The 14,576-nt window shown below is 72.1% G+C and carries 14 protein-coding genes; 3 read left to right on the top strand and 11 right to left on the bottom strand.

Going from position 1 to position 14,576, the window contains the following annotated elements:
• Window positions 1-92 precede the first annotated feature (92 nt).
• Window positions 93-1,367, bottom strand: a complete 1,275-nt coding sequence (gene der / locus AB0K82_RS23505; protein WP_364400242.1) for a ribosome biogenesis GTPase Der — start codon at window positions 1,365-1,367, stop codon at window positions 93-95.
• Between the two features lie 23 nt (window positions 1,368-1,390).
• Complete coding sequence (gene cmk, locus AB0K82_RS23500; RefSeq protein WP_364400233.1) at window positions 1,391-2,119, bottom strand: (d)CMP kinase; 729 nt, start codon at window positions 2,117-2,119, stop codon at window positions 1,391-1,393.
• 210 nt (window positions 2,120-2,329) lie between these two features.
• Between cmk and AB0K82_RS23495 the strand changes: the two genes are divergently transcribed.
• The 3 genes from AB0K82_RS23495 to AB0K82_RS23485 all read left to right on the top strand — a co-directional run bounded on the left by AB0K82_RS23495 (window position 2,330) and on the right by AB0K82_RS23485 (window position 5,875).
• Window positions 2,330-2,953 carry a GntR family transcriptional regulator gene (locus AB0K82_RS23495; RefSeq protein WP_345363646.1) on the top strand — a complete coding sequence of 208 codons (624 nt, stop codon included), beginning with the start codon at window positions 2,330-2,332 and terminating at the stop codon, window positions 2,951-2,953.
• 40 nt (window positions 2,954-2,993) lie between these two features.
• Window positions 2,994-4,307 carry an MFS transporter gene (locus tag AB0K82_RS23490; RefSeq protein WP_364400231.1) on the top strand — a complete coding sequence of 438 codons (1,314 nt, stop codon included), beginning with the start codon at window positions 2,994-2,996 and terminating at the stop codon, window positions 4,305-4,307.
• 122 nt (window positions 4,308-4,429) lie between these two features.
• Window positions 4,430-5,875 carry an NF041680 family putative transposase gene (locus AB0K82_RS23485; RefSeq protein WP_364400239.1) on the top strand — a complete coding sequence of 482 codons (1,446 nt, stop codon included), beginning with the start codon at window positions 4,430-4,432 and terminating at the stop codon, window positions 5,873-5,875.
• A 213-nt stretch (window positions 5,876-6,088) separates the two neighbouring features.
• Here AB0K82_RS23485 and AB0K82_RS23480 read toward each other — a convergent pair whose 3' ends face one another.
• The 9 genes from AB0K82_RS23480 to AB0K82_RS23440 all read right to left on the bottom strand — a co-directional run bounded on the left by AB0K82_RS23480 (window position 6,089) and on the right by AB0K82_RS23440 (window position 14,516).
• Complete coding sequence (locus AB0K82_RS23480; RefSeq protein ID WP_345363650.1) at window positions 6,089-7,171, bottom strand: prephenate dehydrogenase; 1,083 nt, start codon at window positions 7,169-7,171, stop codon at window positions 6,089-6,091.
• Window positions 7,172-7,322: 151 nt separating this feature from the next.
• On the bottom strand, window positions 7,323-7,691 hold the full coding sequence (gene aroH / locus AB0K82_RS23475) for a chorismate mutase (RefSeq protein ID WP_364400228.1): 369 nt from the start codon (window positions 7,689-7,691) through the stop codon (window positions 7,323-7,325).
• Between the two features lie 39 nt (window positions 7,692-7,730).
• Window positions 7,731-8,468 carry a pseudouridine synthase gene (locus AB0K82_RS23470; RefSeq protein WP_364400226.1) on the bottom strand — a complete coding sequence of 246 codons (738 nt, stop codon included), beginning with the start codon at window positions 8,466-8,468 and terminating at the stop codon, window positions 7,731-7,733.
• A complete protein-coding gene (gene scpB / locus AB0K82_RS23465) occupies window positions 8,465-9,124 on the bottom strand; it encodes an SMC-Scp complex subunit ScpB (protein WP_364400223.1) in 660 nt (219 codons plus the stop codon). The genes AB0K82_RS23470 and scpB overlap by 4 nt, the downstream gene beginning before the upstream one ends.
• The gene (locus AB0K82_RS23460) at window positions 9,117-9,944 is read right to left on the bottom strand and encodes a segregation/condensation protein A (protein WP_364400220.1); all 828 of its coding nucleotides are present in this window, start codon (window positions 9,942-9,944) and stop codon (window positions 9,117-9,119) included. Before AB0K82_RS23460 ends, scpB begins: the two co-directional genes overlap by 8 nt.
• 207 nt (window positions 9,945-10,151) lie before the next feature.
• Window positions 10,152-11,024 carry a ParA family protein gene (locus AB0K82_RS23455; protein ID WP_364400236.1) on the bottom strand — a complete coding sequence of 291 codons (873 nt, stop codon included), beginning with the start codon at window positions 11,022-11,024 and terminating at the stop codon, window positions 10,152-10,154.
• 203 nt (window positions 11,025-11,227) lie between these two features.
• Entirely contained in the window at window positions 11,228-12,139 is a 912-nt protein-coding gene (xerD, locus tag AB0K82_RS23450) for a site-specific tyrosine recombinase XerD (RefSeq protein WP_364400218.1), read from the bottom strand.
• Window positions 12,140-12,213: 74 nt separating this feature from the next.
• A complete protein-coding gene (locus AB0K82_RS23445) occupies window positions 12,214-12,861 on the bottom strand; it encodes an NUDIX hydrolase (protein ID WP_364400215.1) in 648 nt (215 codons plus the stop codon).
• A complete protein-coding gene (locus AB0K82_RS23440) occupies window positions 12,858-14,516 on the bottom strand; it encodes a CTP synthase (protein WP_364400213.1) in 1,659 nt (552 codons plus the stop codon). The genes AB0K82_RS23445 and AB0K82_RS23440 overlap by 4 nt, the downstream gene beginning before the upstream one ends.
• Window positions 14,517-14,576 lie beyond the last annotated feature (60 nt).

Genomic DNA, 14,576 nt, shown 5'->3' with positions numbered 1-14,576 from the left:
CCATCCGGGCCAGGACGGCGTTGACGACGACGTGGGTGCCGACTCCCTGCCGCCGGTCGATCAGCCCTTCGCGGCGGAGCAGGTCCAGCGCTTCATCGCCGCTCGACGAAGCGGCGGTAGCCGACCTCCAGGAACCCGCTCGTGAACAGCACGAACTTAGGCGGCTGCACACCCGCCTGCGTGGCGAACAGGATCTTGGGCTGCTTGCCGCCGCGTACGGGGTGCGGCCGGGCGGCGACCAGGTCGGACATGAAGGAGTTGAGCCGGGCCGTCGGCACCCGCTCGCCCCAGCCCGCCAGCGCCGTGTCGATCGCCGGGACCAGCTTCTCCACGTGCCGGCCCGTACGGGCCGAGATGTTGACGCGCGGGGCCCAGCGGGCGTGGTGCAGCTGCCGGTCGATCTCGCGGTCGAGGAAGTGCCGGCGCTCTTCGTCCACCAGGTCCCACTTGTTGTACGCCAGGACGAGCGCGCGGCCGGACTCGATCACCATGGAGATGATCCGCAGATCCTGCTCGGCGAGCGGCTCGCTGGCGTCCACGAGCACGACCGCGACCTCGGAACGCTCCAGCGCCGAGCGGGTGCGCAGGGTCGCGTAGAAGTCGGCGCCCTGGGACTCGCGGGCGCGGCGGCGGATACCGGCGGTGTCGATGAACCGCCAGGTCTCACCGCCCAGCTCGATGAGCTCGTCGACCGGGTCGCGGGTCGTGCCGGCGACCGAGTCGACGACGACGCGGTTCTCTCCCGCCAGCTTGTTGAGCAGGCTGGACTTGCCGACGTTCGGCCGGCCGAGCAGCGCGATGCGCCGCGGGCCGCCCGCGGCGCCGTACGTCTCCGGCGGCGCCTCCTCGGGCAGGGCCTCCAGAACGGCGTCGAGCAGGTCGCCGCTCCCCCGCCCGTGCAGGGCGGAGACCGGCAGCGGCTCGCCGAGGCCGAGGGACCACAGGACGGTCGCGTCCGCCTCGGCCCGGGCGTCGTCGACCTTGTTGGCGGCCAGGACGACCGGTTTCTTGGCCCGCCGCAGGACGTCGGCGACGGCCTCGTCGGTGTCGGTGGAGCCGACCGTGGCGTCCACGACGAACAGGACCGCGTCGGCGGCGTCGACGGCGAGCCGCGCCTGGTCGGCGACGGCGGCCGCGAGGCCCTCGGCGTTCGGCTCCCAGCCGCCCGTGTCGACGACGGTGAAGCGCCGTCCGCTCCAGGTGGCGTCGTAGGCCACCCGGTCCCGGGTCACGCCGGGAACGTCCTCCACGACCGCCTCACGGCGGCCCAGAATGCGGTTGACCAGCGTGGACTTGCCGACATTCGGCCGGCCGACGACGGCCACGACCGGCGGCGGCGCGACGTCGTGCTCGACGGCGACGTCGATCGCCTCGGCGTGCTGGAATTCACTCACTCGTCTCGCTCCTCGTGCGGCGGCTCGCCCGTACGGGAGCGCGCCTGTGACGCCGAATCGCCGTCGGCGGCGGCGAGGTGCTTGCGCGCGATGCGCAGCACCTCCTCGATGACCTCGTCGAGGCCGAGGCTGGTGGTGTCGACCTCGACCGCGTCCGCCGCCTGCGCGAGCGGGTCGACCTTGCGGGTGGAGTCGAGGCGGTCGCGGCGGGCCAGGTCGGCCTGGGTCGCGGTGATCGTGACCCCGGTGAGCTCGGCGTTGCGGCGCTGCGCCCGCGCCTCGGCACTCGCGGTCAGGTAGATCTTGACCTGGGCGTCGGGGGCGACGACGGTGCCGATGTCGCGGCCCTCCACGACGATGCCGCCCGCACCGATGATCTCTCGCTGCAGGGCGACGAGACGCTCACGGACGGCGGGTACGGCGGCGACGGCGCTGACCGCGCCGGTGACCTCCGAGCCCCGGATCGGGCCGGACACGTCGACGCCGTCGATCGTGATCGTCGGCGCGGCCGGGTCCGTGCCGGAGGCCATCTCGGGCTCGGCGGCCCGGGCCGCGACCGCGGCGGGATCCTCGACCGGGACGCCCTCGCGCAGCATCCACCAGGTCATGGCGCGGTACATCGCGCCCGTGTCGAGATAGCGCAGCCCGAGGGCGCGCGCCACGCCTTTGGAGACGCTGGACTTACCCGACCCGGAGGGACCGTCCATGGCGATGACGAGCGTCACGTTCGCTTCCTTATCTGCCTTTTTCGCATAACCGACCGGCCAACGTCTGAGGCTACCGGTCTCGGGCCCCCGTCGTGGCCGCCCGGCCCACTCGCGACGGCCCGGTGGCCGCCGCCTCCCCATCGCATCCGGCCGCACGCGCGCCGGGCACCGGGTGACGCCCGCCCCTGACAGGGGCTCCAAGCGGCTTGTATGTAACATGGATACAAGATGACCTCGGCGACCTCCCGGGCCTACGACCACGTCAAGCAGGCCATCCTCGACCGCGCCTACCCGGGTGGCGCACTGCTCAGCGAGGGTGAGATCGCGTCCGCGGTGGGCGTGTCCCGTACGCCCGTACGCGAGGCGCTGCTCCGCCTGGAGACCGAGGGGCTGGTCCGGCTCTATCCCAAACGCGGCGCGCTGGTGCTGCCGGTCTCCGCCCAGGAGATCTCCGACGTCTTCGAGACCCGCGAGCTCGTGGAGACCTTCGCCGCAGGCAAGGCGACCCTCGGCCCGGACCGGATCGACGAGCTGGCCGGGTGGCTCGAGGCGATGCGCACCCACGCCGCCGGCGGAGACGCCCGGGAATTCGCGCGCGCGGACCGTTGTTTCCACCGAACAATGGTCGCCGCGGCGGGTAATGAGATCATTACCCAGCTCTACGACGCGCTGCGCGACCGTCAGCTGCGCATGGCGCGGCTGACGGCCGACGATCCGGACCGTACGGCGACCGCGATCCAGGACCACGCCGAGATCCTCGAGGCCGTGCGAACCGGCGACCGCGAGCGGATCCGCGCCGCGGTCCACCGTCACCTGCACACCGCGGTGACGGCGTTGCGCGGGCACGCGTGACCGCCATACCGATCAAGGCACCACCGAAAGGCTCCCCCCGTTGAAACCCGCGGTTCTGACCGTCCCCGCCGAAGCGTCCGCACCGCGGCCTCCCTCCCACCCGCTCGGCGGACGGCGCGCCTGGACCGTCTGGGGCGTCGCCGCGCTGGCCTACCTGATCGCCTTCTTCCACCGGACCAGCCTCGGCGTCGCCTCGCTCGCCGCCCAGCAGCGCTTCGGCGTCGGCGCGACCGCGCTGTCGATGTTCGTGATCCTGCAACTCGGCGTGTACCTGGTGATGCAGATCCCGGGCGGGCTGATGGCCGACCGGTTCGGACCACGCCGGATGATCGGCGCGGCCCTGGTCATCATGGCGCTCGGTGAGGCGGTGTTCGCGTTCGCGAGCTCGATGCCGCTGGCGATCACCGGCCGGGTGCTGGTCGGACTGGGCGACGCGATGACGTTCCTCAACCTCATCCGCCTGATCGCCGCCTGGTTCCCCCGCCGGCGGTTCGCGCTGCTCACCGCGATGACCGCGATGATCGGGTCGCTCGGCCAGGTCGTCGGCACGGTGCCGCTGTCCGCCGGGCTGCACGCGTACGGGTGGACGAAGACGTTCCTCGGGATCTCGGTGATCAGTGCCGCGATGGCGGTCGTCGTGTGGCTGTGGGTCCGCAACCACCCGGGTGCTCCCGTGGAACGCTCCATCTCCCTCTCCGAGTCCGGCGCGGAATCGAAGAAGGGCTCGGCGCTCGCCGACATCCGGGCGGTGTTCGGCACGCGCGGCACCCGCACGGGCCTGTGGACGCACTTCACGCTGTCGTCGTTCACCGTGCTGGCCACCCTGTGGGGCTACCCCTACCTGGTCAAGGGGCTCGGCATGGCGCCCGGAGCGGCCCGGCTCATCCTCACGCTCGGCGCGGCGACCCCCATGGTGGCCGCCCCGCTCCTCGGCTGGTTCGCCGGCCGCCGTCCCGACCTGCGCGGCCGGTTGATCATCTCGACCGTCATCACCCTCGCGGTCGCCTGGCTCGTCGCGATCACCTGGCCGGGCGGTCACCTGCCCGCTCCGCTGGCCCTGCTCCTCTTCCTGATCAACGCGGTCGGCAGCGCGGCCTCCATGCTCGCCTTCGACCTCGCGCGGGACGCGAACCCGCCGGAGCGCGGCGGCCTCGCCTCGGGCATCGTCAACCTCGGCGGGTTCTCCCTGACCATCACCGGCCTGCTGACCGCCGGGGTCCTGCTGGACGCCACCGGCGACGGTGGCTACGGCCCCGTCGCGTTCCAGGTGGCGTTCATCCCGATCACCGGCCTGGTCGTGATCGGCGCCGTCCGCGTGACCCTGCTCCTGCGCCGATCACGGCGCAGCCACTAGCTTGATCTTTAACCTGTGGTCTCGGTGGCGGGACCCCGGTTGATCATGGATGAAGCCCTTGGGTGATCATTCCTTCTTGCGACAGAACGGAAGATCACAACCAAGGGCTTCAATTGATCAGTGTGCACGATGCCGGCGCTGTGCGTGCGCTCGGGGAGCTGTCACGGTTCCGGCGGGAGTTCTATGAGTGCTTGAGGACGCGGGCGGATGCGTTGTTCGAGCTGACCGATGCGGTGTTGTGCGCGGACGGGCCGGTCGGCTCGCTGGTGGAGTTGTCGCTGGTCGGGGAACATCGCCGCGGGCACGGGTCGCTGTATGGCGCATTGGCCCGCGGCGAGGTGGACATCGCGCGGCTGGGCGCGGCGCTTGCGGCGGTGCCGCTGCCCCGGGCGGCCGAGGGCCGGCTGGTACTGGCCGTCGATGTCACCTGCTGGCTGCGTCCCGAAGCCCACACCTCACCACAGCGGATCTTGTGCCACACCTACGGGCGCGGCAAGGACCAGCACCTGATGATCCCCGGATGGCCGTACTCGGTGGTCTGCGCGCTGGAAAGTGGCCGCAGCTCCTGGACCGCCCCGCTGGACGCCCGGCGGCTAGAACCGGGTGAGGATGCCGCCACGGTGACGGCCGACCAGCTACGCCAGGTCATCGAGCGGCTGATCGCAGCGGGCCACTGGCGCCCTGGTGACCCCGACATCTGGATCGTGGCCGACGCCGGTTACGACGGGCCCCGGCTTGCCTACCTGCTGGCGGACCTGCCTGTTCAGGTGCTGGCCCGAATGCGCTCGGACCGGGTGTTGCGCCGCGCCGCCCCGCCCTGGGAACCCGGCACGAAGGGCCGGCCACCCCGGCACGGCGGCGAGTTCGTCTTCGGCGATCCCGCCACCTGGGGCACCCCAGATGTCACCACGGTCCACGACACCCGCCTCTACGGGCCGGCCACCGCCCGTTCCTGGGACCGGCTGCACCCCCGGTTGACGCATCGTTCCGCCTGGGTGGCCCAGGCCGGCATCTTGCCGGTCATCGACGGGACAGTGATCCGGCTGGACACCACCCGCCTGCCCAGCGGCGCGATCCCCAAGCCGGTGTGGCTGTGGTGGTCCGGCACCGACGCCACACCCGACGACGTCGACCGGCTCTGGCAGGCGTTCTTGCGCCGCTTCGACATCGAACACACCTTCCGCCTGCTCAAACAGACCCTCGGATGGGTCTGCCCGAAGATCCGCACCCCCCAGGCCGCCGACCGATGGACCTGGCTGGTCCTGGCCGCCTACACCCAGCTACGCCTGGCCCGTCCCGTGGCCAAAGACCTGCGTCGCCCCTGGGAACAGCCGGCACCCCCACAGCGCCTCACGCCGGCCCGGGTCCGCCGGGGATTTCGGCACCTGCGCCCGCAACTGCCCTGCCCTGCCGGCGCACCCAAACCCTCCCGACCCGGCCCAGGACGGCCTCCAGGCCGCCCCAACGCCCACCCGACCCCACGCCACGACGTGCACACCATCGGGAAAGACACCCGACAGCGACGCATCAAGAAATCCACCACCCCGCGCCCACGACGAACGGGTTAAAGACCAAGCTAGGGCCTGTCTCAAAGCCCCACTGTCCTACTGCGCGGCGTCCAGGCGGCGCCTCGCCGCGTTGTCGTCGGTCGGCAGCCAAACCCAGGCTGCCTCCCTCCTCCGCCTTGCGAGGCACCACCTGGACGCCGCTCGCTACGGACGGGGACTTTGAGACAGGCCCTAGCCGAGCAGCCTCGGGAGGGCCGAGTGCCGGGGCGCCGGTCAGCCGGGGACGGACCAGCCGCGGGCGCGGAGTTCCTCGGCGAGCCGCTCGGCCGCCGCGGGATCGACGCTCAGCTCGACCACACCGACCGGGCGGCCCGGCGAGTGCTCGATCGTGACGTCCTCGATGTTCACCCCGGCGACGCCCGCCGCCTGGAACAACAGCGCCAGCTCACCGGGCCGGTCGGGGATGAGAACGGAGACGACGGTGTACGCGCCCGGCCGCCCGCCGTGCTTGCCGGGCAGCCGCCGGCGGCCCGCCCCACCGCGCTCCAGCAGGTCGGAGACGCCGGGCCCAGCCCCTTCGCGCAGCGCGGCGGCCACGGCCGTGAGGTCGGCGGCGACCTCGTCGATCACCTCCGCCACCGGCAGGGCGTTCGACCCGAGGATGCCGATCCACAGCTCCGGGTCGCCGGCCGCGATGCGGGTCACGTCGCGTACCCCCTGGCCGGCGAGGCCGAGCGCGACCTTCGGGGCGCGCCGCAGACGTGCGGCGACCGCGGCGGACACGACGTGCGGCGCGTGGGAGACCAGCGCGACCGCCTGGTCGTGCTCCTCGGCGTCCACGACGACGGTCTGCGCCCCGCACTCCCGCGCCAGGGCGGTCACGGTCTCGACGGCGGCCGGGTCGGTGCCGTCCGTCGGGCACAGCGCCCACGGCCGGCCGAGGAACAGGTCGGCCCGCGCGGCGGCGGGCCCGGACCGCTCGCTGCCGGCCAGCGGATGCCCGGCGACGTAGCAGGCCAGGTCACAGCCCAGCTCGGCGGCCTCCCGCAGGGGCCGCGCCTTGACGCTCGCCACGTCCGTGTAGAAGCGGGCCAGGTTCCGTTTCTGCGCGTCCAGGAGGGTGGCCGCGACCGCCGCGGGCGGGACCGCCAGGACCGCCACGTCGGCCGGTCCGTCGCCGTCGCGCAGCGGCGTCCCGGCGCCCAGCTCGGCCGCCAGGCGTACGGAGGCCGGGTCGCGGTCGGCGAGCGACACGTCGACACCGCGCTCCCGCAGCGCGAGGGCCACGGACGTGCCGATCAGTCCGGTACCGATAACGACGATCCGCCGCAATCCGCCGATCAGTCTCACCTCCACACGAGCTACCAGCGTATCGACTCCGCCGCCCGCCCGACCCGGTGATCAGACACGTCGAGGCGTCCCCCGCCCGCCTCCGGGAACCCCGGAGGCGCGGGGTACGTCTCGCCGTGACACGCCGATCCCGGCCCGGTCCGCCGGGAGCCGGGCGCTATTGGACGATGTCGAGCCGCAGGGCCACGGCCCCGCGCAGGTAGACGTGCTGGATCTCCGAGCGCGGCCGGTCCGTCTCGACGTAGGCCATCAGCCGGATCACGCGCGGCAGCGCGTGCGGTACGTCGATCTCGGTCGCGCACAGCAGCGGGACCTCGTTGAAGCCCAACTTGCGCGCCGCCAGCGCCGGGAACTCCGCGGTGAGGTCCGGGGTGGCGGTGAAGATGACGCTGATGACGTCGTCGGTCGTCAGGGAGTTGCGGGCCATCACCTCGGCGACCAGCTCGCCCGTCGCCTCGAGGATCTGATCCCGGTCGTTGTCGTCGATCTGCGTGGCACCGCGTACCGCACGTACTGCTCGTCCCATGAAACCTCTCTCGAAATCCGCGCCGGTGAACGGTGCGCGCTACAGCTCGACGGCGGCGTACAGCTCGCCGATCTCCTTGGTGGTCAGCGCGCGGATCGTGCCGGACTTGAGCCGACCGAGCTTGATCGGGCCGAACTCCGTTCGCGCCAGCTGCTGGACCGGGTAGCCGACCTCCGCCAGCAGACGCCGGACGATGTGCTTGCGCCCCTCGTGGAGCGTCACCTCGACCAGTACGCGCTTGCCGACCTGGTCGAAGATCCGGAACGCGTCGGCCTTGGCGAACCCGTCCGCGAGCTCGACGCCCTTCTTCAGCCGGCGGCCGAGGTCGCGCTCGATCGGGCCGTGCACCTCGGCGAGGTAGGTCTTGCTGACGCCGTACCGCGGGTGCATCAGCCGGTTGGCCAGCTCCCCGTCGTTGGTGAGCAGGATCAGTCCCTCGGTGTCGGTGTCGAGCCGTCCGACGTGGTAGAGACGCTCGGGAACGTCCCCGACGTACTCGGCGAGGGTCTTACGCCCGCGCGGGTCCGACATCGTGCTGACGATGCCCCTGGGCTTGTTCAGGGCGTAGTACCGCAGCTCGGTGCGGGTCGGGATCCGCTTGCCGTCGACGTGGATCACGGCGGTCTCCGGGTCGACGCGGGCGCCGAACCACGTCACCTTCTCGCCGTCCACGCTGACCCGGCCCGCGGCGATCAGGTCCTCACAGGCGCGCCGGCTGGCGATGCCCGCGTCGGCGAGCACCTTCTGGAGTCGCACGCCCTCATTCGTCTGGTTCACTGCTGGAGTTCCTCTATGCCTTCCACGTCGTCAGGTAGGTACGGGGCGAGATCGGGCAACTCCTCCAGGCTGTTGAGACCCAGCCGTTCGAGGAAGTAACCGGTCGTACGGTAGAGCACCGCCTGATGCTCCGGGTCGTGGCCGGCCTCCTCGATGAGGCCCCGCAGGGTCAGCGTGCGGATCACGCCGTCGCTGTTGACCCCGCGGATGGCCGAGACCCGTGCCCGGCTCACCGGCTGGCGGTACGCGACCACGGCGAGCGTCTCCAGGGCGGCCTGGGTCAGGCGGGCCTGCTGGCCGTCCCGGACGAACCGCTCGACGAGCGGCGCGCAGACGTCACGCGTGTAGAAGCGCCATCCACCGGCGATCTCTCTCAGGTCGAACCCGCGTTCCTGGGCGGTGTATTCCGCCGCCAGCTCGCGCAGTGTCGCGGCGACCTCGTGGCGGGGCCGTTCGAGGATCTGGGCGAGCGTGACCTCCGGCACCGGCTCGTCGACGACCAGCAGGATCGCCTCCAGCCCCGCCCGCAACGAGGGCTCGGCCTGCCGCGGGTCCGCGCCGTACGGCTCCGCCGGGTCCTGCGGCCCGTCGTACGGGAGCTCGTCGTGCGGCCCGCCCGGCGTCGTCTCGGGCTCGTGGGGCGGCGTGTCAGTCATCGTCGTCGGACTCCGTCGGTCGGCCGGTGTAGTCGTCGCCGACCTTGATCTCACCGTCGGCGGCTCCGGTCCACGTGACGTGCAGCTCGCCGAGAGGCTCGTCCTGCTCGAAGGCGACGGCCTTCTCACGGTAGAGCTCCAGGAGGGCCAGGAACCGGGCGACGACCTCGAAAGTGCCCGCGCAGTCGGCGGTCAGGACCTGGAAGGTCGCGCGCTCCAGCTTACGCAACCGCTCCACGAGGATGCTCGCCTGCTCCCGCACACTGGCCTGGGGCGCGTACATGTGCTCGATGGACACGGTCGGCGGGCGCTTCGGCGCGAGGGTACGGGCGGCCAGGCCCGCGAACGCCTCCGGTCCCAGGCCGAGCAGCACCTCGGGCAGCAGGTTGGCGAACTTCGGCTCCATCGGGACCATCCGCGGGAAGCGCCGCGACTCGGCCGCGATCCGCCCGGCGAACAGCCCGGCGATCTCCTTGTAGGCGCGGTACTGCAGGAGCCGCGCGAACAGCAGGTCGCGGGCCTCGAGCAGCGCCAGGTCCTCTTCGTCCTCGACCTCGCCGGACGGGAGGAGCCGGGCGGCCTTGAGGTCCAGGAGCGTGGCGGCGACGAGCAGGAAGTGGCTGGCCTGGTCCAGGTCCCAGTCGCGGCCGTGGGACCGGATGTGGGCGATGAACTCGTCGGTGACCTTGTGCAGCGACACCTCGGTGATGTCGAGCTTGTGCTTGGAGATCAACCCGAGCAGCAGGTCGAACGGCCCCTCGAAGTTGTCCAGGTGGACCCGGAAACCCCCGTCCTGCTCCTCTGTCGCCGGCTCGTCCACCTGGTCAACGGTAGTCGAGGTCACGGACTCCCCCGCGACGCCGTCGCGGCGCGTGCGGCTCGGGACGGGTCACCTCGGCGACCGGCCGCGGGCGGGCGGCGGTCGCGGCCGAGCGGCTCCCCCGGCGGACGGCCGCGCGGGCGTGTGCGCCCGGGCAGGCGGCCGCGCGGGGGTGAGCGCCCGGGCGGGCGGCCGCGCGGGGCGACGTCACCCGGCGGGCTGCCACCTCTGCAGCACCTCCTTGGCCAGCTCCCGGTAGGCGTTCGCGCCCATGGACGACGGGTCGAACCGGGTGATCGGCTCGCCGACGACCGTCGCGTCCGGGAATCGGACCGTGCGGTTGATGACCGTGTGGAAGACCTTCTCGCCGAACGCCTCCACGATCCGGCCGAGCACCTCGCGGGTGTGCAGGGTGCGCGAGTCGTACATGGTGGCCAGGAACCCGTCGATGGTCAGCCCGGGGTTGAGCCGGGCCTTGACCTTCTCGATCGTCTCCATGAGCAGCGCGACGCCGCGCATGGCGAAGTACTCGCACTCCAGGGGCACGAGGACGCCCTGGCTGGCGGCGAGCGCGTTGACGGTCAGCAGGCCGAGCGACGGCTGACAGTCGATCATGATGTAGTCGTACTCGTCGGCGACCGGCTTGAGCAGCCCGCCGAGGATGTACTCCCGGCCGACCTCGTGGACGAGCTGGACCTCCGCGCCGGACAGGTCGATGTTGCTGGGCAGCAGGTCCATGCCCTCGACGCTGGTCGGCAGGATGACCTCTTCGGTCTCCACGCCCTGCTCCATGAGCAGGTTGTAGATCGTCAGGTCGAGCTGGCGCGGGTCGCCCTTGCCCAGGCCGACCGACAGCGCCCCCTGCGGGTCGAAGTCGACGAGCAGCACGCGGCGGCCCTGCTCCGCGAGCGAGGCACCGAGGTTGATCGTGGTCGTCGTCTTGCCGACGCCGCCCTTCTGGTTGCAGACCGAGACGATCCGGGCCGGCCCGTGCTCCTGCAGCGGCGGCGGATCGGGAAATGACGGAATGGGACGCTGCGTAGGGCCGAGTGGCGCTGCGTCACGCGGATCGGTCGCGATGGCGGTCGAGAGCGCCAACTCCGAACGTGCTCTCTCCTGCTCGCTGGGTTCAGTCACCAGCTCCTCGAACCTCCCCGGCGGCTGTGGTTTGCCGTAGATGGGGACTCTAGGGCCTGTCAATCAGGGCGGCAAGGCGGCGCACCGCGAACGCCGCCGTGTCGCGGACCTGCGGGGCGTCGTCGAACGCCGCCCTTTCGGCCTGCTCACGCCAGTGCGCGCGGATGCGCCGACGCGTAGACCTCGCGGAGCCGGTCGACGGTGACCAGGGTGTAGACCTGGGTCGTGGTCACCGACGCGTGGCCCAGCAACTCCTGCACCACCCTAACGTCGGCGCCGCCGTCGAGCAGGTGGGTCGCGAAAGAATGCCGCAGCGTGTGCGGGGAGACGTCCCCCAGCCCGGCGCGGCCCGCCGCCGACCGCAGCGTCGACCAGGCGCTCTGCCGCGACAGCCGGCCGCCACGGGCGTTGAGGAACAGCGCGGGTCCGCCCTGGCCCCGGACGTTGAGCGCCGGCCGGGCCCGTACGAGGTAGGCCGCCAGGGCCTCACGGGCGTACCGGCCGACCGGGACGACGCGGTCCTTGCCGCCCTTGCCGCGCAGCAGGACCACGGCGTCGTCCAGGTCGACGTCGTCCACGGCCAGGCCGACCGCCTCGGAGATGCGGGCGCCGGTGCCGTACAGCAACTCGAGCAGCGCGCGGTCGCGCATCCCCCGCGGCGTGTCCGACGGGCCGGCCGCCGCGAGGAGCCGCTCGACCTCCGCGATGCCGATGGCCTTGGGCAGCCGGCGCGGCGGCACGGGCGGCCGGACGTCCCGTGCCGGGTCGGCCGCCGACATGCCCTCGCGCACCGCGAACCGGTGCAGGCCGCGCACGGCGACGACGGCGCGGGCCGCGGAGCCGGCCGCGAGCGGCGGGTGCGCCTCGTCGCCCTCCCGCAGCGCCGCCAGGAAGGACACGACGTCGTCCTCCCCGACCTGGCCGAGCGCCGTACGGCCGCGGGCGGTCAGGGCGTCGACGTAGCGGCGCAGGTCGCGCCGGTATGAGCTCAACGTGTTGGCGGCCAGGCCGCGCTCGACCGCGAGATGGTCGAGGTAGGCCCGGACCTGCGCCTGCAACGATCGTCCGACCTCTTCACCGGCGGCGGATATCAGCGCGGCACCTCATCCCGACGAGTCGTGGCGGACGCGGGTCACCACTCGGGGGCGTCGGGTGCGCGTAGGTCGCGGAAGCCCGTGGCCCGGGCGGCGTAGACCGACAAGATACCCATGACGGCAAGGGGATTGTGGACCTGTCCCCGGCGCACCGCGGCGACCGCCTCGTCGAGGGGCACCCACGCGATCGGCATGTCCGCCTCCTCGTGGACCCGATCGAAGTCGTTCTCCCCCTCGGGGATCTCGCTGAGCCCACGGGCGAGGAAGATCCGCGTCCGCTCGTTCGTCATGCCCGGTGACGTGCACGCGTCCAGGAGCGTGTGCCACTCGCGGGCGCGGTAGCCGGCCTCCTCGGCCAGCTCGCGCTCCGCCGTGCGCCACAGCGGCTCGCCCTCGACGTCGCGCAGCCCGGCCGGCGGCTCCCACAGCAGGTACCCGACGGGGTGGCGGTACTGCCGCAGCAGCAGGATCCGCTCCTTCTCGTCCAGGCAGATCACGCCCACGGAACCGGGGTGCACGACGATGTCGCGCTCGACCACCTCGGAGTCGTCGCCGTTCGGCATCCGGACCCGGTCGGTGCGCACCTCGATGATGGCGCCCGTGAACCGTGACTCGCCGCCCACGGTCTCCCAGCGGCACGGCTCGTCGGCGACGCCGCCGGTCGCGCCCTCCTCGCCGCCGGTCACCGGTCCGCCGCCTCGCCGAGCGCGGCGGCGACGAGCCCGGCGAACAGCGGGTGCGCCCGGGTCGGCCGGGACCGGAACTCCGGGTGGGCCTGGGTGGCGACGTAGAACGGGTGCCGGTCGCGCGGCAGCTCGGCGTACTCCACGAGGCGCCCGTCCGGGGAGAGGCCGGAGAAGACGAGCCCCGCCGCCGTCAGCTCCTCGCGGTAGGCGTTGTTGACCTCGTAGCGGTGCCGGTGGCGCTCCTCGACCTTGGCCGCGCCGTACAGCCCGCGGACCAGCGAGCCCTCGGCGAGGTCGGCCGGGTACAGGCCGAGCCGCATCGTGCCGCCCATGTCGCGTTCGCCGGCGACGACGTCGACCTGGTCGGCCATCGTGGCGATCACCGGGTCGGCGGCCTTCTCGTCGAACTCGGCGCTGTTGGCGCCGTCGATGCCGGCCAGGGAGCGCGCCGCCTCGATGACCATGCACTGCAGGCCGAGGCAGATGCCCAGCGTGGGGATGCGGTTCTCGCGGGCGTAGCGGGCGGCCGCGACCTTGCCCTCGATGCCGCGCACGCCGAAGCCGCCGGGGATCAGGACGCCATCGACGCCGCCGAGCTCGCGCGCCGCGCCCTGCGGCGTCTCGCAGTCGTCGCTCTTGACCCAGCGGATCTTCACCCGGGTGTCGTTGGCGAACCCGCCGTGCCGCAGCGCCTCGGTCACCGAGAGGTACGCGTCGGGCAGGTCGATGTACTTGCCGACCAGCGCGATCGTGACCTCGTGGGCGGGGTGGTGGACGCGGTGCAGCAGGTCGTCCCACTGCTTCCAGTCCACGTCGCGGAACGGCAGGCCGAGACGGCGCACGACGTACGCGTCGAGGCCCTCGGTGTGCAGGACCTTGGGGATGTCGTAGATGCTGGGGGCGTCCACCGCCGAGACGACGGCGTCGGCGTCCACGTCGCACATCAGACTGATCTTGTTCTTCAGCCCCTGGGTGATCGGCCGGTCCGAGCGGCACACGATCGCGTCGGGCTGGATGCCGATGCTGCGCAGCGCGGCGACCGAGTGCTGCGTCGGCTTGGTCTTCAGCTCGCCGGACGGGCCGATGTACGGCAGCAGCGAGACGTGCAGGAAGAAGCAGTTGTCCCGGCCGATCTCGTGCCGGATCTGGCGCACGGCCTCCAGGAACGGCAGCGACTCGATGTCGCCGACCGTGCCGCCGACCTCGGTGATGACCACGTCGATGTCGGGACCGGCCATGCCGCGGATCCGGTCCTTGATCTCGTTGGTGATGTGCGGGATCACCTGCACGGTGTCGCCGAGGTACTCCCCGCGCCGCTCCTTGGCGATCACGTTGGAGTAGACCTGGCCGGTCGTGACGTTGGCCGAGCCGTGCAGCTCCGTGTCGAGGAACCGCTCGTAGTGGCCGACGTCGAGGTCGGTCTCGGCCCCGTCGTCGGTGACGAAGACCTCACCGTGCTGGAACGGGTTCATCGTTCCGGGGTCGACGTTGAGATAGGGGTCGAGCTTCTGCATGGTGACGCGCAGACCGCGAAGGGTCAGCAACCGCCCGAGGCTGGAGGCCGTCAGGCCTTTGCCGAGGCTCGAGGCGACACCGCCGGTGACGAAGAGATGCTTGGTGGCCCGGACGGACCCACCAATGACTGCCGAAGGCAAGAAAGACGCTCCCGTGGTCGTTGTCGCGGCGTTCACCGGCGTGGCGAACAACCGAATGTC

The sequence above is a fragment of the Actinoallomurus sp. NPDC052274 genome (assembly GCF_040679475.1).
In the GTDB taxonomy this organism is placed as follows: Bacteria; Actinomycetota; Actinomycetes; order Streptosporangiales; family Streptosporangiaceae; genus Actinoallomurus; species Actinoallomurus liliacearum.
This window is presented reverse-complemented; position numbering and strand designations above follow the sequence as displayed.